This is a genomic window from Sphingobium sp. ba1 (genome assembly GCF_000743655.1).
Lineage (GTDB): Bacteria > Pseudomonadota > Alphaproteobacteria > Sphingomonadales > Sphingomonadaceae > Sphingobium.
In genome coordinates this window covers 520,124-542,598 of the sequence record NZ_JPPQ01000069.1, presented here as the reverse complement: position 1 = coordinate 542,598, position 22,475 = coordinate 520,124, and the positions used below count along the sequence as shown (strand labels likewise).

The 22,475-nt window shown below is 64.0% G+C and carries 22 protein-coding genes and 1 pseudogene; 9 read left to right on the top strand and 14 right to left on the bottom strand.

All coding sequences use genetic code 11. The features are described from left to right. Window positions 1-2,170 (bottom strand): ATP-dependent helicase (locus IL54_RS05560; protein ID WP_037477881.1); only part of this gene is annotated, 2,170 nt, incomplete at its 3' end. A gap of 103 nt (window positions 2,171-2,273) precedes the next feature. Here IL54_RS05560 and IL54_RS05555 point away from each other — a divergent pair. Then, entirely contained in the window at window positions 2,274-2,669 is a 396-nt protein-coding gene (locus tag IL54_RS05555) for a GFA family protein (protein ID WP_037473846.1), read from the top strand. A 132-nt stretch (window positions 2,670-2,801) separates the two neighbouring features. Beyond that, entirely contained in the window at window positions 2,802-3,194 is a 393-nt protein-coding gene (locus IL54_RS05550; protein WP_037473844.1) for a hypothetical protein, read from the top strand. Here IL54_RS05550 and IL54_RS05545 read toward each other — a convergent pair. Then, window positions 3,157-3,630: an Rrf2 family transcriptional regulator gene (locus IL54_RS05545; protein ID WP_037473843.1), complete on the bottom strand. Its 474-nt coding sequence runs from the start codon at window positions 3,628-3,630 to the stop codon at window positions 3,157-3,159. The two genes, IL54_RS05550 and IL54_RS05545, sit on opposite strands and share 38 nt — an antisense overlap. 109 nt (window positions 3,631-3,739) lie before the next feature. On the opposite strand from IL54_RS05545, the gene IL54_RS05540 reads away from it, so the two are divergent. Beyond that, complete coding sequence (locus IL54_RS05540; protein ID WP_037473840.1) at window positions 3,740-4,186, top strand: globin domain-containing protein; 447 nt, start codon at window positions 3,740-3,742, stop codon at window positions 4,184-4,186. Here IL54_RS05540 and rsmD read toward each other — a convergent pair. Both rsmD and IL54_RS05530 read right to left on the bottom strand, forming a co-directional pair. Next, entirely contained in the window at window positions 4,171-4,722 is a 552-nt protein-coding gene (gene rsmD / locus IL54_RS05535; protein ID WP_037473837.1) for a 16S rRNA (guanine(966)-N(2))-methyltransferase RsmD, read from the bottom strand. The two genes, IL54_RS05540 and rsmD, sit on opposite strands and share 16 nt — an antisense overlap. Continuing rightward, a complete protein-coding gene (locus tag IL54_RS05530) occupies window positions 4,719-5,855 on the bottom strand; it encodes a pseudouridine synthase (protein ID WP_037473834.1) in 1,137 nt (378 codons plus the stop codon). Before IL54_RS05530 ends, rsmD begins: the two co-directional genes overlap by 4 nt. 177 nt (window positions 5,856-6,032) lie before the next feature. Here IL54_RS05530 and IL54_RS05525 point away from each other — a divergent pair, with 177 nt between their 5' ends. After that, on the top strand, window positions 6,033-6,488 hold the full coding sequence (locus tag IL54_RS05525; protein ID WP_037473832.1) for a response regulator: 456 nt from the start codon (window positions 6,033-6,035) through the stop codon (window positions 6,486-6,488). Window positions 6,489-6,561: 73 nt separating this feature from the next. Next, window positions 6,562-7,887, top strand: a complete 1,326-nt coding sequence (locus IL54_RS05520; protein WP_037473830.1) for an AmpG family muropeptide MFS transporter — start codon at window positions 6,562-6,564, stop codon at window positions 7,885-7,887. Here the strand turns inward: IL54_RS05520 and IL54_RS05515 are convergent. From IL54_RS05515 to IL54_RS05485, 7 genes are all read right to left on the bottom strand, one after another. Then, window positions 7,872-8,312: a DUF6628 family protein gene (locus IL54_RS05515; RefSeq protein WP_037473827.1), complete on the bottom strand. Its 441-nt coding sequence runs from the start codon at window positions 8,310-8,312 to the stop codon at window positions 7,872-7,874. The genes IL54_RS05520 and IL54_RS05515 overlap by 16 nt on opposite strands. A gap of 67 nt (window positions 8,313-8,379) precedes the next feature. Further along, entirely contained in the window at window positions 8,380-9,702 is a 1,323-nt protein-coding gene (locus IL54_RS05510) for a bifunctional folylpolyglutamate synthase/dihydrofolate synthase (RefSeq protein ID WP_037473824.1), read from the bottom strand. 25 nt (window positions 9,703-9,727) lie between these two features. Continuing rightward, on the bottom strand, window positions 9,728-10,579 hold the full coding sequence (accD, locus tag IL54_RS05505; RefSeq protein ID WP_037473822.1) for an acetyl-CoA carboxylase, carboxyltransferase subunit beta: 852 nt from the start codon (window positions 10,577-10,579) through the stop codon (window positions 9,728-9,730). Continuing rightward, window positions 10,576-11,394, bottom strand: a complete 819-nt coding sequence (trpA, locus tag IL54_RS05500; protein WP_037473821.1) for a tryptophan synthase subunit alpha — start codon at window positions 11,392-11,394, stop codon at window positions 10,576-10,578. Before trpA ends, accD begins: the two co-directional genes overlap by 4 nt. Window positions 11,395-11,396: 2 nt before the next feature. Then, the gene (trpB, locus tag IL54_RS05495; protein WP_037473819.1) at window positions 11,397-12,638 is read right to left on the bottom strand and encodes a tryptophan synthase subunit beta; all 1,242 of its coding nucleotides are present in this window, start codon (window positions 12,636-12,638) and stop codon (window positions 11,397-11,399) included. A gap of 98 nt (window positions 12,639-12,736) precedes the next feature. After that, window positions 12,737-13,381, bottom strand: a complete 645-nt coding sequence (locus IL54_RS05490; RefSeq protein ID WP_037473817.1) for a phosphoribosylanthranilate isomerase — start codon at window positions 13,379-13,381, stop codon at window positions 12,737-12,739. Window positions 13,382-13,412: 31 nt separating this feature from the next. Next, window positions 13,413-14,291, bottom strand: coding sequence for a lysophospholipid acyltransferase family protein (locus IL54_RS05485; RefSeq protein WP_037473815.1), 879 nt, complete (start codon window positions 14,289-14,291; stop codon window positions 13,413-13,415). Window positions 14,292-14,344: 53 nt separating this feature from the next. Between IL54_RS05485 and IL54_RS05480 the strand changes: the two genes are divergently transcribed. Then, on the top strand, window positions 14,345-15,454 hold the full coding sequence (locus IL54_RS05480) for a glycosyltransferase (protein ID WP_037473814.1): 1,110 nt from the start codon (window positions 14,345-14,347) through the stop codon (window positions 15,452-15,454). Here IL54_RS05480 and IL54_RS05475 read toward each other — a convergent pair. Beyond that, a complete protein-coding gene (locus tag IL54_RS05475; RefSeq protein WP_037473811.1) occupies window positions 15,451-15,798 on the bottom strand; it encodes a DUF952 domain-containing protein in 348 nt (115 codons plus the stop codon). The two genes, IL54_RS05480 and IL54_RS05475, sit on opposite strands and share 4 nt — an antisense overlap. Further along, window positions 15,795-18,464: a DNA gyrase subunit A gene (gyrA, locus tag IL54_RS05470; protein ID WP_037473809.1), complete on the bottom strand. Its 2,670-nt coding sequence runs from the start codon at window positions 18,462-18,464 to the stop codon at window positions 15,795-15,797. Before gyrA ends, IL54_RS05475 begins: the two co-directional genes overlap by 4 nt. A 281-nt stretch (window positions 18,465-18,745) precedes the next feature. Between gyrA and IL54_RS05465 the strand changes: the two genes are divergently transcribed. Together IL54_RS05465 and IL54_RS05460 are read left to right on the top strand one after the other, a co-directional pair. Continuing rightward, entirely contained in the window at window positions 18,746-20,029 is a 1,284-nt protein-coding gene (locus IL54_RS05465; protein WP_037473807.1) for a hypothetical protein, read from the top strand. A 109-nt stretch (window positions 20,030-20,138) separates the two neighbouring features. Then, window positions 20,139-21,383 (top strand): tetratricopeptide repeat protein, encoded by a 1,245-nt coding sequence (locus IL54_RS05460; RefSeq protein WP_037473804.1) that lies wholly within the window; start codon window positions 20,139-20,141, stop codon window positions 21,381-21,383. A 15-nt stretch (window positions 21,384-21,398) separates the two neighbouring features. On the opposite strand, the gene IL54_RS05455 is transcribed toward IL54_RS05460, so the two are convergent. Then, window positions 21,399-21,872 carry an Lrp/AsnC family transcriptional regulator gene (locus IL54_RS05455; protein WP_037473801.1) on the bottom strand — a complete coding sequence of 158 codons (474 nt, stop codon included), beginning with the start codon at window positions 21,870-21,872 and terminating at the stop codon, window positions 21,399-21,401. A gap of 181 nt (window positions 21,873-22,053) precedes the next feature. Between IL54_RS05455 and IL54_RS05450 the strand changes: the two are divergent. Further along, window positions 22,054-22,475, top strand: a pseudogene (locus tag IL54_RS05450) (sensor histidine kinase); the annotation flags it as partial.

Below are 22,475 nucleotides of genomic sequence, written 5' to 3'. Positions count from 1 at the left end.
TCTGGTGAAAGACGCGCAGCCCCACCGCCATGTCGCTGCGCCCCTTATTGCCGATCGACACCGCCGATGCGCGCGCCTCGACGATCCGCACGGGTTCGCGGCTGAATTGCCCCGACGATTGCGCCCGCTGCCAACCCGGCCCGCGCCCGGTCCCGCGTTCGACATGGGCGAACGGGTCTTCCCGTTCCGACCAATTGGCCCGCCAAAGCGACGCGCCGCCGGTCATGCTGCTTTCTTCCTCGACATGTTCGGGCGGCAATTCACCCACGAAACGCGACGGGATTGAACTCGTCCACTGGCCATAGATGCGCCGGTTGGCGGCATGCAGGATGGTGCAGCGCTTGCGCGCCCGCGTGATCGCGACATAGGCCAGCCGCCGTTCTTCCTCCAAACTGTTCAGCCCGCCTTCGTCCAGCGCCCGTTGCGAGGGGAAAATGCCTTCCTCCCACCCGACCAGGAAGGTCGAATCGAACTCCAGCCCCTTGGCGGCATGGATGGTCATGATGGTGATCTTGGCGGACTCGGCCTGCGCCTCATTATCCATAACCAGCGAGACATGCTCCAGAAACGCGCCCAGCGTCTCATATTCTTCCATAGCGCGCGCGAGTTCAGAGAGGTTCTCCAGCCGCCCCGCGCTTTCGGTGCTGCGTTCGGCCTGCAACATCGCGGTATAGCCGCTCTCGTCCAATATCTGCCGCGCCAATTCAGCATGCGGCAATTGCGCCGCCCGGTCGCGCCAGCGCGCCAGATCGCCGACGAAACTGCCGAGCGACCGCCGCGCCTGCGGCGTCAGTTCGTCGGTGTCCAATATCCGCGCGGCGGCATGGAGCAGCGGAATGCCCTCGGCCCGCGCCAGCCGGTGCAACTTCTCCACCGCCTTGTCGCCCAGGCCGCGCTTGGGCACATTGACGATCCGCTCGAACGCCAGATCGTCGGCAGGCTGGTTCACCAACCGCAAATAGGCCAGCGCATCGCGGATTTCGGCGCGCTCATAGAAGCGGAAGCCGCCGACGATGCGATAGGGCAAGCCGATCTGGATGAAGCGATCCTCGAACTCGCGGGTCTGGTGCTGCGCGCGCACCAATATGGCGACCTCGTCCAGCGAACCACCGTCCCGCTGGATCGTCTCGATCTCCTCGCCGACCCGCCGCGCTTCCTCCGGCCCATCCCATATGCCGACGACGCGCACCTTCTCGCCCACATCGATATCGGTCCACAATGTTTTGCCCAGCCGCGTGCCATTCTCGGCGATCACCCCGGACGCCGCGCCCAAAATATGCGGGGTCGATCGATAATTCTGCTCCAGCTTGATGATCGTCGCGCCGGGAAAATCCTTTTCGAACCGCAGGATATTGGCGACTTCTGCGCCACGCCATGAATAGATGGACTGGTCGTCATCGCCGACGCAGCAGATATTCTTGCCCGTCTGGGCGAGCAGCCGCAGCCACAGATATTGGCTGCTATTGGTGTCCTGATATTCGTCCACTAGGATATAACGAAACCGCTCCTGATAGCTTTCCAGCACATCGCGATGCTTCTTCAAAATCGTCAGAACATGGAGCAGCAAGTCACCGAAATCACACGCATTAACCGCGCGCAACCGGGCCTGATAGGCGGCATAGAGCTTCTGCCCCTGGCCATTGGCATAGCCTTCGCTCTCGCCCGCGCCGACATCTTCCGGGGTCCAGCCCTTATTCTTCCACTGGTCGATCAAGCCGCCCAATTGCCGCGCGGGCCAGCGCTTCTCGTCAATCCCTTCGGCTTGAATCAACTGCTTCATCAGCCGCAATTGATCGTCGGTGTCGAGGATGGTGAAATTGGATTGTAGCCCCACCAGTTCGGCATGGCGGCGCAGCATCTTGGCCGCGATGGAATGGAAGGTGCCGAGCCATGGCATCCCCTCCACCGCCGGGCCGATCATCTTGCCGACCCGCTCGCGCATTTCGCGCGCGGCCTTGTTGGTGAAGGTGACCGACAGGATTTGCGAGGGATAGGCGCGGCCCGTGGCCACCAGATGCGCCAACCGCGCGGTCAGTGCCGCGGTCTTCCCCGTGCCCGCGCCCGCCAGCACCAGCACCGGCCCTTCGGTCGTCAACACGGCTTCGCGCTGGGGCGGGTTCAACCCCCGCAAATAGGGCGGATCATGGGGTGAGGGCAATGGAAGAGTCATGGAGGACAACTAGGGACAGGGGGCGGCAGGGGCAAGGCATGACCCTTGCGGCGAAGCGCCTTCTATGAGAACAAAAGGCGAATCATGCAAGGGAGGACGCGCGATGTTGACAGGGGGATGCCATTGCGGCGCGATCCGGTACGAAGCCCAAGGCGAACCCGCCCATAGCGCGCTGTGCCATTGCAAGGATTGCCGCACCAGTGCGGGGGCGCCCATGGTCGGCTGGGCGCTATTCCCGCAGGATGCGGTGACGATCAGCGGCACGCCGGTCGAATATCGCTCGTCGGAACATGCGATCCGCCATTTCTGCGGAACGTGCGGGTCGGGGCTGTTCTATACCAACGCGACCATCTTCCCCGGCCAGATCGATATTCAAACCGGCACGCTGGACGATATCAGCGCCCTGCCGCCGCAAGCCCATATCCAGATGGCCGAAGCCGCCGACTGGATGGCCAACGCCCATCTGCTGCCCAAATTCGATCGCTTCCCCGGCGAATAGCGCCGACCTTCCTCTCGCGGCATTCCCGCCTCCTTTCGTCGCCAGCGGCGGAACGGAGGCGACGGGGTGCCGGTTCTCTGCCTCGCCCACGCAGCAGAACGGGGCAGAGACAAGAATAGGAAGGATCACCCCATGAAATCCATCATGCTTGCCGGAGCCGCCCTGATGGGCATCGCCTTGATCGGCAGCACCGCCATCGCGCAGCAAATTCCCGCCAACCAAGCCCCCGGTGACGCCATGACGCCGCCGACCGACCCGTCCATGGCCCCGCCGCCGCCACCCGCCAATGATCCCAATGCCGACATACCAACCGGATCGGTGCCAAGCGATCCCGGCATGGTCCCGGCACCGCCCGGCGCGCCCAGCGATCCCGCGGCGCCGATGGGATCATCGTCCAATCCGGTGACGGTCGGCGGCAACATGACGCCACCGCCCGCCGAGGCGAAGGACTATCCGGTCTGTTCGAAGACGGTAACGGACAGTTGCATCAATCCGGCTGACGCGCGGAAGATGCGCAAGCGCTGACCCTGTCGGCAGGAGCGGGCAGGGCGGCGATCAGCGCTGCCAGCCCGCTTCGGTCGTGCGCCGCATCCGCGAGCGTGGCCTCATCCAGCACGGTCAGGAACGCGGCGGTCGCCTGCGACAGTAAAGCGGACAGGCCACAGGCACCGCGAATGGCGCAGGCGGGACAGTCCGCCATCCGCATGTCCGGTTCGCAATGACGAACGACCGCGCCGATGCGGATCGCTTCTGCCGGTCTGGCGAGCAGGAACCCGCCCCCGCGACCGCGCTGGGTCGCGATGAATCCGCCCTTCGCCAGATGGTGGACCACTTTCATCAGATGGTTGCGCGACAAGAGATGCGCGTCCGCGACCTCGCCGATCGTGGCGCGGCCCGTCGGCGACACCGCCAGATGGATCAAGACGCGCAGCGCGTAATCGGTGTGGCGGGTCAATTGCATGCCCGATGGCGGTAGCGGCGATGCGTGCGGACAAAAACATATATATTATTTACATCTTAAAAGATGCGGATTAGATACACCTTATCCCCTCCTGAAAAAGGCGTTTCCTATGTCCGCTTCGCTGTCCGATTCGACGATCGCCATCGTGAAATCCACCGGCCCTGCGCTCCGCCAGCACGGCGTCGCTATCACCACGGCCATGTATGCGCGACTGTTTCAGGATGCCGAGGTGAAGAGGATGTTCGACCAGGCGGCGCAGGTCAGCGGCGAACAGCCCAAGCGTCTGGCCGCCGCGATCCTTGGCTATGCGGAAAATATCGACAAGCTGGGCGCGCTGGACGGGGCCGTCGCCCGCATGGTCGCGCGCCATGTCCAGACCGGCGTGAAGCCGGAACATTATCCCAAGGTCGCCGCCGCACTGCTCCCCGCCATTCGCGAGGTGCTGGGCGCAGAGGTCGCAACCGACGCCGTTTTGGACGCCTGGGCGGAGGCCTATCAATTCCTGGCCGACATATTGATCGCCAAGGAAAAGCAGGCCTATCAGGCTGCGGCCTGAACCTCCGCGCGGAGCAGGGTGATCCGGGCCTTGCCCACATCGCGCACCGTGTCGATGGTAAAGCCCTTCACCGCCACATCCTCGCGCTTGTCGGTTTCGATGCTGATCCAGCTGGCCGGACTGGTCCAGCCCAGCCGCGACAGCTTGTCGAGCGCGACCTGCCCCGCGCCTGTGCCATAGGGCGGGTCCATGAAGATGAGGTCGAGCGGCTTGGGTGCCTGCCCCAGCGTCAGCACACTCGCCGCGCGAACATCAGGGCGAATGCCCAGCCGTTCCGCATTGGCGCGGATCGCGTCGAGCGCGGGCTTGTCCTGTTCCACGAACAGGCAGGAGGCCGCGCCGCGCGACAGCGCCTCGAACCCCAGGGCACCGGAGCCTGCGAAGAAGTCCGCGACGGCCAATCCCTCGAACGATCCGATCCGGCTGGTCAGCATCGAAAACAGCGCCTCGCGTGTCCGGTCGCCGGTGGGACGGGTGGCATCGCCCTTGGGTGCGGTCAGCGGACGGCCACGCCATTGGCCCGAAATGATCCTCATTTCGCGTCCTTCAATGTCTTACGGAATATCGCCAGATCCTGTTCGCTGACTTCGGCCACCATGCCGATCGGCAGGTCAGCGAGGACGAACGGACCATAGCTGGTGCGGATCAGGCGGTTGACCTGCAACCCCAGATGTTCGAGCACGCGCCGCACTTCGCGGTTCTTGCCTTCGGTCAGCGTCATTTCGATCCACTGGTTGCGCCCGGTGCGCCGTTCCAGATTGGCTTCGATCGGGCCATAGCGAACGCCATCGACCTCCAGCCCGTCGAACAGATCTTCCAACTGCTGCTGGCTGATCTCGCCAAAGGCGCGCGCCCGATAGGTGCGCGGCACGCCGGTCGAGGGCAGTTCCATCTGCCGCTTGAACCCGCCATCGGTGGTGAGCAGCAACAGCCCCTCGGTATTCATGTCGAGCCGCCCGATCGGGATGACGCGGGGCAAGTCGTCGGGCAGCCGGTCATAGATGGTCGGCCGTCCGACCGGATCGCGCTCCGCCGTCAGGCAGCCGTTCGGCTTGTGGAACAGGAACAATCGGGTCGGGGCAGGGGCTGCGACGGCTACGCCGTCCACCGCCACGCCCGCAAGCGATGCGAGCAAAGTGGCGGGCGTCTCGACCGTCGCGCCGTCCAGCGTGACGCGGCCTTCCTCGATCATCCGTTCCACTTCCCGGCGCGAGGCAATGCCCGCGCGCGCCAGCAGCTTGGCGATACGCTGCGGCTCGCCTTTGCCATCGCTGGCGGCAGCATGGGCAGGGTGCGGGTTGGCGGTGGTCTTGGGGCCAGTGCCCGACCGGCGTGGCGGCTTGTTCGCCCAGGGTTTGGCGGCAGCGCCGAAGGCCGCGCCGCGCGGCTTGTCGCCGTCGTTGCGGCGGGGCGGGCGCGCGGGCGCATCGGCCTTGGCAGTCACAGGCCGGGTGCGGTCGCGTCCAGTGCGGTCCCCACTGGGAGCGGCATCGGGCCGTGGGCCACGACTCGGCTGGGCACGCTCGCCCGGCTTGGCAAAGCGCGATTTGCCGCCCGTCGCTTCGTCGCGACCCGGCGCAAAGCCCGGCCGCTTGCCGGGGCCACCGGGGCGTTTAGGGCCGCCGGGGCCGGACCGGCGTGGCGGTCCTGATTTTTTCGGCGGTTCCACGGATAAGTTCCTTTGCGTAGGCTCTGGCTCTCCCCATATGGGCGATAAGCCAGCAACAGGCTGAAATGTGCCGTCCCGGCGCTTGAGCGAGGGGGTAAAAACCCATCGCTCCGGCAACCCGGCGCGGGGGCGCGGCGTTTGTTCGGTTGCATGGCGGAAACAGGGCGGACTTGGCAAATGTTTTTCGGGCTTTTGAATAGCGGGAGCGTGCGCCTCCCGCGCCGCAAGGCGATCCGCACGGTCTTGGTGGTGGAGGATGAGCCACTGGTCGCCTTCGACAATGAACATGCGCTGGAACAGGCCGGATACCGCATTGCCGCGACGGTCGATGATTATGACCATGCCGTCGCGGTGATCGACGGCGGGGAACTGGATCTCGTCATCGCCGATGTCGCGCTTCATGGCCCCAAGAGCGGTATCGATGTCGCCCGCCATGCCCATGCCAAGGGATTGCCTGTGCTGTTCGTAACCGGCCATTGCCCGATCGACGCCCGCGAACTGGCGGTCGGATGCCTTGCCAAACCCTATGCCTCCCGCGACCTGGTCGCCGCGATCCGGGTGATCGACGCCCGGCTACGCGGCGCACCTCCGCCACGCTTGCCGGTAGGCCTCAGCCTGTTCGAGCCGAACTGACCCCACGCAGCGCTTGCCAGCCCGGCGCGAGGCCATATGGTGGCGCGCAACAGGACGAGACCGGGGGAATGAAGTGACTGACGCCATTGCGGGCCGCAAAAGCTGGCTCGACGCCGTGAAACCCTATGTGGAAAAAGCGCCGCTGGCTGCCTTCTTCCTGGGGGTGTCGTCGGGCTTCCCCTTTGCCATGATCGGCGCGACGTTGACGACCCGGCTGGCGCAGGACGGCATCGACAAGAAGGCAGTCACCGCCTTCACGCTCGCTTTCCTCGTCTATAATCTCAAATGGCTTTGGGCCTGGCTGGTCGATGGCGTCCGCTTGCCGCTGCTCGGCCGATTGGGCCAGCGCGTCTCCTGGCTGGTCTTTGCCGGACTGCTGGTCATGGCGGCGGTCGTCAATCTGGCGCTGGTTGATCCCTCCGCCAGTCTGATCCAGACCGCCTATGCCGCGATTCTGGTCGGGGTGGCAGGGGCCACGTTCGATATCGTGATCGACGCCTATCGCATCGAAACGTTGAAGCCCGAACAGTTGGGCGTCGGGTCGGGCATGTCGCAATATGGCTGGCGGATCGGATCGGTCGCGGCCGGTGCTTTGGCATTGGTCCTGGCGGCGCGGATCGGCTGGCAGGAAGCCTATATGGCCTGCGCCATATTCGCGTTGCCCGCTATGCTGACCGGCTTGTTACTGGGCGAACCGGAACGGCATCGCGATCCGCTGGCGCGCCGTGGCGCGAGCGAGTTGTGGCAATCCATTTCAGGACCGCTGCTCGAATTTTTCCGCCGACGCGGGGCGATGCTCGTGCTGCTGTTCATCCTGCTCCACAAGATCGGCGACACGCTCGCCAACCTGACCTTCCGCCTGCTGTTCGACGATATGGGCTACAGCAATGACGAAATCGCCATCTATGACATCGGCATTGGCTTTTGGGCCTATCTGATCGGCATCTTCATCGGCGGCATCCTCTATGCCCGGATCGGCATGAAGCGATCGGTGCTGCTCAGTCTGATCCTGATGGGCGTGTCCAACCTCAGCTTCGCGGCGCTGGCGGCGCTGGGCAAAAGCAATTGGGGTATGGCCGGCGCGATCGTGTTCGAGAATTTCGCGAGCGGGATCGGCGGCGTCACTGTCGTCGCTTATTTCTCGGCCCTGTGCGACCTGCGCTTCACGGCGGCGCAATATGCGCTGATCTCGGCGGCGGCCAGCATCGTCGGACGGTTCCTGACTGGCACGACAGCGGGCGGTCTGATCGAACAGTTCGGCTATGTCGATTTCTACCTGTTCACCACCTTGGCGGCGATGCCGGGGATCGCGCTGTTCTGGCTGATGATGCGCGCCGGGCTGATCGACGCCAGCGTCGGCACGGCCGCCACCGATCGCCCAGCTCAGCCGCCCGAATAGAGTTCCAGCGGCCGCCCCAAATCGGCATGCGCCTGCGCGACCGCCTGCATGCAGGTGAGCGCGCCCAATGCATGGTCATTGCCGAGCAGGTCGCTCAGTTGTTCGTAAGCGGCGTTGGGGTCACGCAGCGCTTGGCCCGTTGCCTGCATCAACATCCCCTCATCCGCGGTCATGCGAGCGCAGCAGCAAGGGGCCACCAATATCTTGCGGCTGGAGGCGCGAGCGAGTTCCAGCATCATGGCGCGCATCAGCACCAGCGGGCGACGATAGCTGCGCCCGAACGCGCCCAACATGGCGTTGGCGGCATGGGCGTCGTTGACGCCCGCGCTGGCCATGCGGCGCATGACGAACAGGAATAGCCGGTTGCCATAGCCCGTCGGCATGGGCCGGGGCAGATCGATGGGGGAGGTCTCTCCATGAGCCATGATTATACGCCTTCTGCGGTGATTGCTCTCCGCAGACTACGCTATTGCGAGTTAGTCGCAAGTATAATCAGTCGGGCAATTGCGCGTTTAGTCGCAAAATTTCGCCCGCCAGATAGAGCGAGCCACCGATCAGCAGCTTAGGCGCTGGGTCGCCCTGCGCGGCGATGGCCGCGATAGCGCTTTGCGCATCGGCATGCGCCGTGCAGCCAATGACCCATTGTGCCGCGATCGCGGCGAAACGTTCCGCCGGATGATGATCATGACCCGGTACGGGCAGCGCATGGATATGGGCGATCCGTCCGGCAAAGGGTGCGAGGAAGGCATCGACATCCTTGTTGGCCAGCATGCCGATGACGAGTTGCAACTTGTGACCTTCCAGCCGATCCGGCGTAAAGAAGGCGCTGATCGCCTCGCCTGCGCCCGCATTATGCCCGCCATCGAGCCAAGCGGTGGCACCGGCGGGCAATAGCGCCAGCAGCGGGCCATGGTCGAGCCGCTGGAGTCGCGCGGGCCAATGCGCCCAGAGCGGTGCTGCCTTGAGCGCTGCGTCGGAGAGTGGGACAGCGCTTTGATGGCGCAGCATGGCAAAGGCCAGTGCGGCATTCTGGACCTGATGCGCACCCGCCAGACGGGGCAGCGGCGCATCGATCCGACCCTGATCATCGCGATAATGGAGCCGGTCGCGATAGACCGCCGCGTCCCAGCCATCGCCTTGGGCGATCCAGGTGGTGCGCGCCTTGGCGACGGCGTCGATCATCACCGGGAAGAGCGATTCGGCGTAGCGCTGCGTCACCAAAGGCGCACCGGACTTGGCGATGCCCGCCTTTTCCGCCGCGATCTGGGCCAGCGTGTCGCCCAGGAAAGCCTGATGATCGATGCCAAGCTGAGCGATACCGCAGACGATCGGATCGGCGATGATGTTGGTCGCGTCGAGACGCCCACCCAGGCCAACCTCGATGATGCAGGCGTCGGCAGGATGTTCGGCGAAGGCCAGGAATGCGGCTGCCGTGGTGACTTCGAAGAAGCTGGCGCCGATCCCCTCGGCGATGTCCAACACGCGTGCGAGATAGCGGGCGAGCGCTTCGTCGCTGATCAACTGCCCCGACACGCGAATACGTTCGTTGAAGCGCACCAGATGCGGCGAGGTGAAGACATGGACGGTCTTGCCATCCGCTTCCATCGCGGCGCGCAGGAAGGCGCAGGTCGACCCCTTGCCGTTGGTGCCCGCCACATGGAAAACCGGGGGCAGGGCGCGATGGGGATTGCCGAGCCGCGTCATCAATTGGGTGATGCGCTCCAGCCCCAATATGTCGGCGCCCGGCGACAGCGACCAGAGTCGGTCAAGCTGCGCCTGTACCTGCGGGTCGTCCGAAACGGCATGATCGGCCATAGGCGCGTCCCCCCGGCGCGTTGGTTCAGGCAGCGATGCGCGGCGTAAGATAGCCGATCACGCGCGCCAGCGTATCGCGCAACTCATGGCGATGGACCACCATGTCGATCATGCCATGGTCGAGCAGATATTCGGCGCGCTGGAACCCTTCGGGCAGCTTCTCGCGGATCGTGCTTTCGATGACGCGCTGGCCAGCAAAGCCGATCAGGGCATTGGGTTCGGCGATCTGCACGTCGCCCAGCATCGCATAGCTCGCCGTCACGCCGCCGGTGGTCGGATCGGTCAGCACGACGATATAGGGCAGGCCCGCCGCGTGCAGCTTCTGGATCGCCACGGTGGAGCGGGGCATCTGCATCAGCGACAAAATGCCCTCCTGCATCCGCGCGCCGCCGGCGGCCGTGAAGATGACATAGGGGCAATGATGGGCGATCGCGTCATTGACGCCCTGGATGAAGGCCGCGCCGACGCCCATGCCCATAGAGCCGCCCATGAAGGCGAAATTCTGTACGCCCAGAACCAGCGGCACATCGTCGATCGCGCCCCGCGCGTTGATCAGCGCGTCCTGATCGCCGGTCGCGGCGCGTGCCGCGCGGATGCGATCGGGATAGCGCTTGGTGTCGCGGAATTTAAGCGGGTCTTCCTGCACCTGTGGCGTCGGCAGCAGGATGAAACCGGCGTCCAATATCTGCTCGAACCGCTCCGCCGGGCCGATGCGGCCATGATGGTCGCAGCGCGGGCAAACGGAGAGATTATCCTCCCATTCCTTGATGAACAGCATTTCCGAACAGGATGGGCATTTATGCCATAATGTCTCGGCGGTCTGTTCCTTCCGGGCGATGAAGGGGATGGCCTTGCGGACGCGGTTGATCCAGCTCATGCGGCAGTCTCTTGGATTTTGGGGGTGAGCGCGCCGGACAGGGCAGCGACAAATTGCTGAACAAAGGGCGCAGCGGCATCGCCATGGCTGCCGACGATATCGACGATGGCCGAGCCGACGACGACGCCGTCAGCAATCCGGCCGATGGCGGCGGCCTGTTCGGGGGTGCGGACGCCGAAGCCGACCGCAACCGGCAGGTCGGTGGCGGCTTTCAGGCGGCTGACGGCCATGTCGATATTGGCCTGGGCCGCCTGCTGCTTGCCGGTGATCCCGGCGACGGAGACATAATAGAGGAAACCGCTTGCGCCTTGAAGCACCGCAGGCAAGCGCGCAGTATCGGTCGTTGGGGTCGCGAGGCGGATAAGGTGGACACCCGCGCCGCGCAGTGCCGGGCCGATCTCGGCATCTTCCTCCGGCGGCGCATCGACGCAGATGACGCCATCGACGCCAGCGGCCTTGCACTGATCAGCGAACCAGCCGGACCCGCGTACCAGCATCGGATTGGCATAGCCCATCAGCACCAGCGGCGTGTCGGGGTGACGGGCGCGAAACTCGGCGGCGAGCGCAAAAATATGCTTCGTCTTGGTGCCCGACCCCAGGCTGCGCAGATTGGCCAGTTCGATCGCGGGGCCATCGGCCATCGGATCGGTAAAGGGCATGCCCAGTTCGATGATGTCCGCGCCGCCCGCGACCAGTGCGTCCAGGATGGCGGGCGTTGCCGCGACATCGGGATCACCGGCTGTTACGAAAGTGATCAGCGCAGCGCGGCCTTGCGCCTTGCAGGTGGCGAAGCGGGTCGAGAGGCGATCAGTCATGCTCACATTTCCACTCCCAACGCTTCGGCGACGGTGAAGATGTCCTTGTCGCCCCGGCCGGACAGGTTGATGACGATGATCTTGTCCGCATCCATTGTCGGCGCGACCTGCTCGGCAGCGGCGATGGCATGGGCGGATTCGAGCGCGGGGATGATGCCCTCAAGCGCAGACAGCTTCTGGAAGCTCGCAAGCGCCTCATCGTCCGTGATGGGCATATACTTAACCCGGCCGATCTCATGCAACCAGCTATGCTCCGGGCCGATGCCGGGATAGTCCAGGCCCGCCGAAATGCTGTGCGCTTCGGTAATCTGGCCGTCTTCGTCCTGCAGCAGATAGGTACGATTGCCGTGGAGGATGCCCGACGCGCCCCCGGCCAGCGACGCCGCGTGCTTGCCCGTCAGGCCTTCGCCCGCCGCTTCCACGCCGATCATCGCAACGTCGGGATCGTCCAGGAAGGGGTGGAACATGCCGATGGCGTTCGATCCACCACCGACCGGGGCAATCAGCATGTCGGGAAGGCGCCCTTCGGCTTCCATGATCTGGGCACGGGTTTCCTTGCCGATGATCGACTGAAAATCGCGCACCATTTCAGGATAGGGGTGCGGACCCGCCGCCGTGCCGATGATGTAGAATGTGTCATGCACATTCGACACCCAATGGCGCAGCGCATCGTTCATCGAATCTTTGAGCGTCGCCGACCCGGAGGTGACGGGAATGACCTCTGCCCCCAGCAGCTTCATGCGGAAGACGTTGGGGCGCTGGCGCTCGACATCCTTGGCGCCCATGAAGATCTTGCATTCCATGCCGAACAGCGCAGCGACGGTTGCGGTGGCGACGCCGTGCTGGCCAGCGCCGGTTTCCGCGATGACCTTCTTCTTGCCCATGCGGCGGGCCAGCAGCGCCTGGCCGATGCAATTGTTGATCTTGTGCGCCCCGGTGTGGTTGAGTTCCTCGCGCTTCAGATAGATTTTCGCGCCCTTGCCCGTGGGCGCATTGGCGCGCAGCGCTTCGGTCAGGCGGCTGGCATAATAAAGCGGGTTGGGGCGGCCGACATAATGTTTGAGGAGGTGGTCATATTCCTCCTCGAACGCCGGATCTTCCTTCGCTGCCTTATAGACTTTTTCCAGGTCCAGGATCAGCGGCATCAGCGTTTCGGCGACATAGCGGCCACCAAAGGCACCGAAATGGCCATTGGCATCGGGCTGCGATCGCAGGCTGTTGGGCAAGGTCATCGTATCGGTCATGATTTCAATCTTTCAGGCATGCAGGGCGGTTCGCTTCGATCAGGGGAGAAGCGATCAGCGCCATCGTATCCCGATGCGCTCGACAGGAGCGATGAGCGTCAACATGCGGATACCGCTTTGCAGAAGGCCATGATCTTGTCCACACTCTTGATGCCGGGCGCGCTTTCCACGCCGGAAGATACGTCGATCAGCGGGGCGTCGGTAACGCGGACGGCTTCGGCTGCATTGTCGGCTGACAAGCCGCCCGACAGGCCCCAGGGCATCGGAATCGAAAGGCCACGCAGCAGTGTCCAGTCGAAGCGCAGGCCCATGCCACCGGGCAACGCTGCGCCATCGGGCGTCTTGGCATCGAACAGCAAGAGATCGACCGCGTCGACATAGGCGGTGGCGGCATCGATATCGGCGCGGGTCTTGACCGAGATCGCCTTCCAGACGGGCAGGCCGAAGCGCTGGCGGATGGCGGCGGCGCGTTGTGGGCTTTCCTTGCCATGGAGCTGCAGCGCGGTGAGCGCGCCGCCGCTGGTCACATCGACCAGTTGATCGTCGGTGGGATCGACCACCACGCCGACCTTGTCCACATGACCGGGCGCGATGGCGGCGAGCGCGGCGATCTGGGCCGCATCGACATGGCGCGGGCTTTTGGCGAAGTGGACGAAGCCGATATGGCTCGCCCCCGCGCGCACGGCCGCGCCGACGGTGTCGGGCGTGGAAAGGCCGCAGATTTTGATCGCGAGTCGGGACATGCAGGGGCTTTAGCGGGCAAGTGCGCCCAAGTCACATGACCGGTGGGGCAGTGGGGGCATGGCCCGGCTGCGTCAGGTCCATATCATGGAGCGCCAGCCATTCGTCGGCATGGGTAATGCAGGCCTGCCCCAGAAAGGCGTCGGCCGCCGCGACAATCTCTTCGTCGCTCATTGTCTGCGGGTCGAGGGGCGGATGCCAGTGCAGCCGGAAGTGGGGTCCGTTCGTCCGCGCGAGATAGAAGGGCAGGAAGCGGGCATTGACCTTGCGCCCCAGGCGCAACGCGACGGACAGATTGCCCGACGGTGGAAGGGTACGCCCCAATTTGGGAAACCAGACCTGAAAATCGCGTCGTTCGTCGAGCAGGATATAGAGGCTGGCGCGCGTATGGCTGGTCAGATGCTTCAATATCCGGCGCGCCGCGCCATCGCCGGTGATCGTTTCACCCATATAGCTTTGCCGCGCCTTTTGCAGCTGCGCGGCCGTCCGTTCGTCGCGCGGCGGCGCATAGACGCCGAGGCCCGGTCGGTCGGTCAGCGCCTTGCCATGCGCGCCCAGCAAATCCCAATTGCCCAGATGCAGCGACAAGGCGAGCAAGGGGCGTGGCCCGTCCAGCACGGCCTGATAGCCCGCGCGATCGACGACCTCGACATGCGCGTCGTTCACCAGCCGGTCGACATTGGCGAGTTCAGCCAGCGTCCGCCCGATGTTGCGCCAGCGGCGGGTGAGCATCGCTTCCTGCGCGGCCTCGTCCAGATCAGGGCGGAGCAGCGCGAGATTGGCGCGGGCACGGGCATCGCGCAGCTTCATGCGCGGGCGCGCGACATGGACGGACAGCCATCCGCCAAGCCAGGAGGCCGACCGGGCGGGCAGCATGCGCATCAGGGAAAAAAGAAAGGGGTTGGATAGCATAAGCCTGCCGTCATACAGCAGGCGGCGAGACGGTAAAGAGGTGCGCGGCGGTCATGATCTGGGTCTGGATTGTCCTTCAGGGACTGACGCTGCTGGGGGTCGTCAATTATTGGCGACATCTGCCCCTCGATCGCCGGGAGGAAAGGCCCGATGGCGTAGTCGTGATCCTGAGCGTGCGCGACGATTGGGACGGCGGTGCGGCGTTGATGGGGCGGTTGGCGGCGCAAAGCGCCCCGTTTCGACTGCTGATCGCGACTTCGGGGGCTTGCCCTGCTGCGGAGGCGCTGGTCGGGGACAATGTGCAGGTCGTGCATGCCGGTGTGGCGACGGACGAGGGGCAGAAGGTCCATAAACTCCGCGCTGCCTTGCGAGCTTTGCGACCCGATGACCGGTGGCTGGTCTTCATCGACGCCGATATTGAACCGCCCCCGCGGCTGGTCGGTCGGCTGCTCTTTCCGCTGGTGCGCGACAAGGCGGACATCGTGACGGGCTATCGACTGTTGCTACCGGGGCGAGGATTGATGGCCGCAATGGTCGGCGCGGTCGAGATGCAATTGGCAACGCTGCCGCGTGCCGCGAGTGCGACCATGCCTTGGGGTGGGGCAATGGCGCTGTCTCGCGCGGTGGCGGAGCGACTGGACCTGGATGCGGTGCTGGCCGGGCGACTGTCCGACGATATGGCGATTGGCCTCGCCGGCTGGCGCGCGAAACTGCGACTGCGGCCGGTGCGCGATCTGCTGGTCGCGAGTCCGCTTGACGGACGTGGGGGCGACCTGCTCGGTTTTGGGGTGCGGCAATATCGGCATATCGCGACCAACAATATGGGCATGTGGGCGCTGGCGACTGTGGTAATTGCGGTGCAGTCCGGCGCATGGGTGTGGGCGCTGGGCTGGGGCGGCTCAGGAGCGATCGCGATCGGCTATGCCGCGGCCTGGGGCAGGGCAGTAGTGCGGCGGCGGGTCATCGGTGCGGTGCTGGAGCCGGACCAGGCGAAGCGCGCCGCGCGCTCGCTTTGGTGGGATTCTATTGCGCCCTTTGCCGTCAGTTGGGCGCATCTGATCGTGCAGGTAGCGGCAGTGACGTCCAACCATATATGCTGGGGCGGTTGGGACTATTGGATGCACCGCGGAAAGGTAGCGCGGATGGCGCGGGTCGCGCGCTAAAAGCCTGCGGGAAAGGAATGCTTCCCATCGTCGCCAATGCGCAGCACCACTTTGCCCGCAACGGCCGTGATCGGCAGGTCGGCATAGAGATGGGGGAAGAGCGCACCGCCGCGCGATTCCTCCCAACGGATCGCCTCGCCAAAGGGGGCGAGGTCGACCATCACCATGACCAGACGGTCCTGTCCGGCGAAATGTTTGGCGACCGTTTCGGCTGCCTGATTGCGGGTCGACAGGTGGATATAGCCATCAGCCAAGTCGACGGGCGCGCCCTTGAAGACGCCGTCGGCCTTGAACTGATCATATTGCTCGGCGGTCAATATCTTATAGGCGAAGAGGTCGCTCACGCCTCTTCGGCCTCCGGTGCATCTTCGGCTTCCTCGATCTTGGCGGCGCTGACGACATGCTCGTCCTTGGCGACATCGAACAGGCGAACGCCCGCCGAATTGCGGCCGATGACGCGCAGGCTGTCCAATCCCATGCGAATGAGCTTGGCCTGATCGGTGACCAGCATCAATTGATCGCCCTGGGTTGCTGCGAAGCTGGCGACCACGGGTCCGTTGCGGCCGATATTGTCGATATTGGTGATGCCCTGACCGCCGCGCCCGGTGCGGCGATAGTCATAGGCGGACGACAATTTGCCATAGCCATTGGCGCAGACAGTCAGGATGAACTGCTCCCGCTCACGCATCAGGGCGAACATCGCCTGATCGGCCATCTCGCCTTCCTTCTCCGGCTTCCAGGGGGCGAAGCGCAGATATTCTTCACGCTGTTCCTGATCGGCACCGGAGCGGTGGAGGATAGAGAGGGAAATGACTTCGTCATCGCCCTTGAGCGTCATGCCGCGCACACCGGTCGAGGTGCGGCTCTGGAATTCGCGCACGTCGGTTGAGGCGAAACGGATCGCCTTGCCCTGACGGGTGGCCAGAAGCACGTCGTCGTCTTCGGACAGAAGCGCGACGCCAATCAGCCGGTCATCGCTGCCTTCATCGAAGCGCATGGCGAGCTTGCCGTTGCTCGGCACATTGGCGAAGGCATCCATGCTGTTGCGGCGCACGGTGCCGTTCGCCGTTGCGAACATGACGTGCAGATCCTTCCAGCTTTCCTCATCCTCCGGCAAAGGCAGGACGGTCTGGATGGTTTCCCCGGCGGCCAGTGGCAGCAAATTGACCATCGGCCGCCCGCGCGTCGCCGGACCACCTTCGGGCAGGCGCCAGACCTTCATGCGATAGACCTTGCCCGCGGTCGAGAAGAAGAGGACCGGCGTGTGGGTCGAGGTCACGAACAATTCGGTGATCGCATCCTCATCCTTGGTTGCCATCCCCGAACGGCCCTTGCCGCCGCGCGCCTGCGCCCGGAAACTCTCAAGCGGGGTGCGCTTGATATAGCCTTGCACGGTGACGGTGACGACCATCTCCTCGCGCTCGATCAGATCTTCGTCATCGATGCCGTCGGCAGCCGCCGTAATCTCGGACAGGCGCGGGGTCGCGAATTCGCGTTCGATCGCTTCCAGTTCTTCGCGCATCACGGCGTAGAGCTTCACCCGGTCGCCCAGGATGGCGAGATACTCGGCGATGGCTTCGGCCAGACCAGCCAGTTCCTTGCCGATTTCGTCGCGACCCAGCGCCGTCAGGCGATGCAGGCGCAGGTCGAGGATGGCGCGGACCTGCACTTCCGACAGTTTGTAGACTTCACCCGAAATCTCGGTGTCGATGGCTTCGACCAGGCGGATATAATGGGCGATCTCGCTGATCGGCCATTCGCGCGCCAGCAGCTTTTCGCGGGCCTCGGCGGGGCTGGACGAACCGCGGATGATCTTGACCATCTCATCGAGGTTGGTGACCGCAACGACCAGGCCGAGCAAGATGTGCGCCCGTTCGCGCGCCTTGTTCAGCTCGAACTTGGTGCGGCGGGTGATGACCTCTTCGCGGAATTTGATGAAGGCATCGATGATCTCGCGCAGGCCCAGCAATTCGGGGCGACCGCCGCGAATGGCGAGCATGTTGGCGGGGAAGCTCGATTGGGCAGGCGTGTTGCGCCACAATTGGTTCAACACGACTTCGGGCGTAGCGTCGCGCTTGAGGTCCATCACGATCCGCACGCCTTCGCGGCTGGATTCGTCGCGGATGTCGCTAATGCCTTCGATCCGCTTTTCCTTGGCGGCTTCGGCGATCTTCTCGACGAGGCCGTTCTTGCCGACCTGATAGGGGATCGCGGTCAGGACGATCGACTGGCGATCACCGCGCCCTTCCTCGATCACATAGCGCGAGCGCATCATGATCGAGCCGCGGCCGGTATGATAGGCCGACTTCGCGCCCGACTGGCCCAGGATCAGCGGAGCGGTGGGAAAATCGGGACCGGGAACAATGGCGATCAGTTCATCGGTGGTGATGCCGGGATTGTCGATATAGGCAAGGCAGGCGCGCAGCACTTCGCCGAGATTATGGGGCGGGATGTTGGTCGCCATGCCGACGGCAATGCCGCCCGCGCCATTGACGAGCAGATTGGGGAAGCGCGCTGGCAGAACCTGCGGTTCATGTTCCGACGCATCATAGTTGGGCGTGAAATCGACCGTATCTTTGTCGAGATCTTCCAGCAGCGCGCCGGCCACCTTGGCCAATCGCGCTTCGGTGTAGCGCATGGCGGCTGGCGGATCGGGGTCCATCGAGCCGAAATTGCCCTGACCGTCGATCAGCGGCACGCGCATCGACCAGTCCTGCGTCATCCGCGCCAAGGCGTCGTAGATCGAACTGTCGCCATGCGGGTGATATTTACCCATCACCTCGCCGACGAGGCGGGCGGACTTGCGATAGGGGCGGTTGTAGAGAAAGCCCGATTCCTGGGCGGAAAAGAGAATGCGGCGATGAACCGGCTTCAACCCGTCGCGGACGTCCGGCAGGGCGCGCGAAACGATGACGGACATCGCATAGTCGAGATAGCTGGTCTTCATCTCCTCGACGATGGAGACGGGGCTGATGTCCGAAGGGTCGGCGAGGACAGTCTCGTCGGTCAATGCGATTCTCTTTTTTCGATGATGTTGGCTGTGTCCCGCGATCTCTAGCCGAGCGAAACAAATCTGTCACCCCTCGCGCGCAGACCCGCGCTCGCGCGGGGGATCAACAAGTCGGGCTGCTATCGCATTGACCTTGCTGGAACGAAGCTGCGGGCATGACAGTTGCAAAATCAGCCGGTATAGGCTTGTTCAATGCCCATTCACGCGCCGACCCCTAATCGGCGTTCAACCCCAAAACGCGCCTCTAGCCATCGGCCAGGCGTGCATAGGAGATGAGGATTATGCGTTTTGTTACCCCGTTCGCGCTCGTACTGGCTCTGGCCGTAACCGGCGGCGCCGTTTCGGCGCCTGCTTTCGCCGCCAAGAAGGACAAGAAGGAAGAAAAGGCAACTGGTCCCAAGCTGAACGTCACGCCCGACGTCATCAAGTCGCTGCAGACCGCGCAGAAGGCCGCCGAGGCGCAGGATTTTGCCGGTGCCAAGGCTGCGCTGGCGGAAGCCGACAGCAAGGCCGTGTCGAACGATGACAAATATCAGATCGGTGCCATCAAGCTGAACACGTCGATCGCGTCCAAGGATGCGGCGATGCAGAGCGAAGCGCTGACCCAGATGCTGGACAGTGGTTTGACGCCACCGGAACAGGCCGGGCAGTTCAACTCGATCGCGGCGAACCAGGCACTTGATGCCAAGAATTACGACCTCGCCATCCAGCGCGCTCAGGCGGCGCTGGCCGCTGGCGCGAAGTCGGAAAGCGTCAACCCGACCCTGGCGCAGGCTTATTTCGGTAAGGCAGGCACGACCAACGCCTCGGCAGAACCGGCCCGTGGCTTCAATGTGCAGGGTCTCGCTGCGCTCAAGGCGGCTGCTGAAGCGATGAAAGCGTCGGGCCAGCAGGTGCCAGCGCAATGGTATCAGATCGGCGTCGGCCGCGCCGAAGCCGCCAAGCTGCCGGACGTCACCGAATGGGCGAAGATGGCCTATCAGGCTGAACCCAGCGGCACCAATTTGCGGACGCTGGTACGTCTGTTTCAGCGCGCCAACCCGAACATCACCAACCGCGAAAATCTGGACGTATTGCGCCTCTTGGCGGCGTCGGATGGGCTGGTCGTCGCTGGTGACTATCTGGAATTTGCCGAAATGGCATCGAAGACGGGCATCTATGGCGAGGTGAAGTCCTCAATCGACTTGGGCCGTTCCAAGAATGTGCTGAACGCCACGCAGGGCGCTGACCTGTATCAGACCGCGACCGGCCGCATCGCGGGTGACAAGAGCACGCTGGGCGCGGCGGAAGCCGATGCTCGCAAGGCCGCCAATGGCAAGATCGCGGCGGCCACGGCCGATGCGTATCTTGGCTATGGCGACTATGCCAAGGCGGCATCGATGTTCGAACTGGCCAAGGAAAAGGGCGGCGTCGATGCCGACGAAGTCAACACCCGCATGGGCATCGCCAAGATGAAGGCGGGCGACAATGCCGCCGCCAAGGCCGCTTTCGAAGCGGTACAGGGTGGCGCGCGCAAGCAGATCGCCGGTCTGTGGCTGGCCTATTTGGGCAGCAAGGGTGCCTGACGGACGGGCGCGCCATCTCTTGGGGTGGCGCGCCGATCCGGCTTGATGCATAGACGGGATTGAGGCCGGGGATCATCCCGGCAGTGCATGTGGGGAGGCCTGTAAGGCCATGCGGCGATTGACTATTTTGACCTCCGGCCTGTCGGTGGCCCTGACGGCTACCCTATTGGTCGCAGCACCTGCCATGGCGAAAAAGAAGCTGGTTATGGCAGGGCCGCCCATCACCATGTCCGACACGTTTCGCGCCGCGTTGCAGTCGGCTGATGCCGCCGTCAAGGCGCGCGATGTGAGTACGGCCAGCGCGCGCATTGGTGCGCTGGTCCCGACCAATGATTTCGGATCCTATGCGACGGCCAGTTTGCGATATCAGCTGGCAGTGATGCGGGCGGATGTGCAGGCGCAGCGCATCGCGTTGACTGATCTGTTCAAGACCAGCGCTTTGCCTGCAACGGCTGCCCCGCGTTTGCGCTTTGTCGCCGCCTATCTGTCCTATCAGGTCGGCAATTACGACGATGCCACCGCCCAACTCGATTACGCCAAGACGCTCGGCTATGCCGGGGTCGATGCCACCATGTTGCGTGCCGACATAGCGCTGCGCCGTAACAAGCCCAAGGATGCGCGTCGTTTCGTGCAGGAGGCTATCGCCCAGCAGCGCGCGTCGGGGCAGCCCGTTCCGATCGCCTGGACGGATCGCGCCTTGTCGATGGCCTATCAGGCGCGCGATTGGGCCGAAGTGGGCCAACTCTATCGCGATCGTCTGGGGCAGGCGGGCGACAAGGAAGAATGGCGCTCGGCGCTGACCAATTATCTGGCGGCCGGTGACGTCGAGCCGCAATTGCAACTGGACCTCTATCGTCTGCAAGCCGCAAATGGCGCGATGGCGAGCGAGCGGGATTATCAGTCCTATGCGCAATTGGCCGAAAAGGCGGGCTATTATGCCGAAGCCAAGGCGATTATCGAAGCGGGGCGCAAGGGCGGCAAGCTGACGCCGACACAGGCAACCACCAGCAAGTTGCTGACCAGCGTCACGCCCAAGGCGACCAAGGAAATTGCTGGCCTGCCCGTGCTGGCCAAGAAAGCCGCCAACGCATCGAGCGGCAAGGATGCGGCCTCGCTGGCCGACAGCTATTTCGCGCTGGGCCAGTATCCCCAGGCGGTGGAACATTATCGTATCGCGCTCACCAAGGGCGGTGTCGATGCCGGGCGCATCAATGCGCGGCTGGGCGTTGCGCTTGCCCGTTCGGGCGATCTGCCGGGCGCGCAAGCCGCGCTTGGACAGGCGACCGGGGATTGGGCGAGCGTTGCCGGATTCTGGCTGGTATGGGTGGAGCAGCAGAGCCGCAAAGCGGCGTGATCGCGCGCTGCCGGGTCAGACCGGCAGCGGCACCCCCGGCAGATTCTTCGACGTGCGAATGGTCAACGACGTCTTGACGCTCACGACATTGGGCGCGGGCGTCAGTTTCGATGTCAGAAATTGCTGGAAGCTCTGCAAATCCTTGGCAACGACCTTCAGGATGAAGTCGATCTCGCCATTCAGCATATGGCATTCGCGCACTTCGGGCAGCAAGGCGATATGGTCCTGAAATGCCATCAGGTCGGCCTCGGCCTGGCTCTTGAGGCTGACCATGGCGAAGACGGTGATGGTGTAGCCCAGCATGCCGGGATCGACCACCGCATGATAGGAGGTGATGGCTCCGGCTTCCTCCAGCGCGCGGACACGGCGCAGGCATGGCGGCGCGGTCAAGCCCACTTTGCGCGCCAGTTCCACATTGGTCATCCTGCCATCCTCCTGCAGCTCTCCAAGGATCTGCAAGTCGATGTCGTCGATATTCGGCCCGGCCATTATTGTGCTTATTTCCTGTCTTGTTCGAAGCACCCATCATAATAATGTTTCAGAGCAATGCAATTGTCCCACTATGCGACGATCCTTTTTGATCGCGCTGCGTCCCGTCCTTTCCCTTGCGGGGAGGAACGCCTAACGATAGGTCGGATGGACCGCGCGACGCGGATGATGAGGATTTTCGGTGCGTTTTAACGATCTCATGCAAACAGTGCTGGCGGCGGATGACCGTGCGGGACTGGGTGCGGTGACATCCTGGCGCCAATGTGTCGACCTGATGGCGCAGCATGATCGTGCCGACCGTGTGCCCATGGCGGCATCGGACCGGGACATGTTGCTCGACCGGCTGGAAGGGTTACGCCCTGCCATATCCGAAACGCAGCGGATCGCGACGGTCGTGGAACTTGGGCGACGGCTCCGGTCTGCCAGCCTGGTCGTATTCTTTGCCAAGGACCGCCCCGCGATTGCGGCAGCGGCGATGGCGCGGGCGCAATTGCCCGATGCGACTTGGGCGGAACTGCTACCCCGGCTGACCCCGACCGCACGGGGGGTCTTGCGCGGACGCCGGGATGTCGGCCCGCTGGCGCGCAAGGCGCTGGAAGCCTT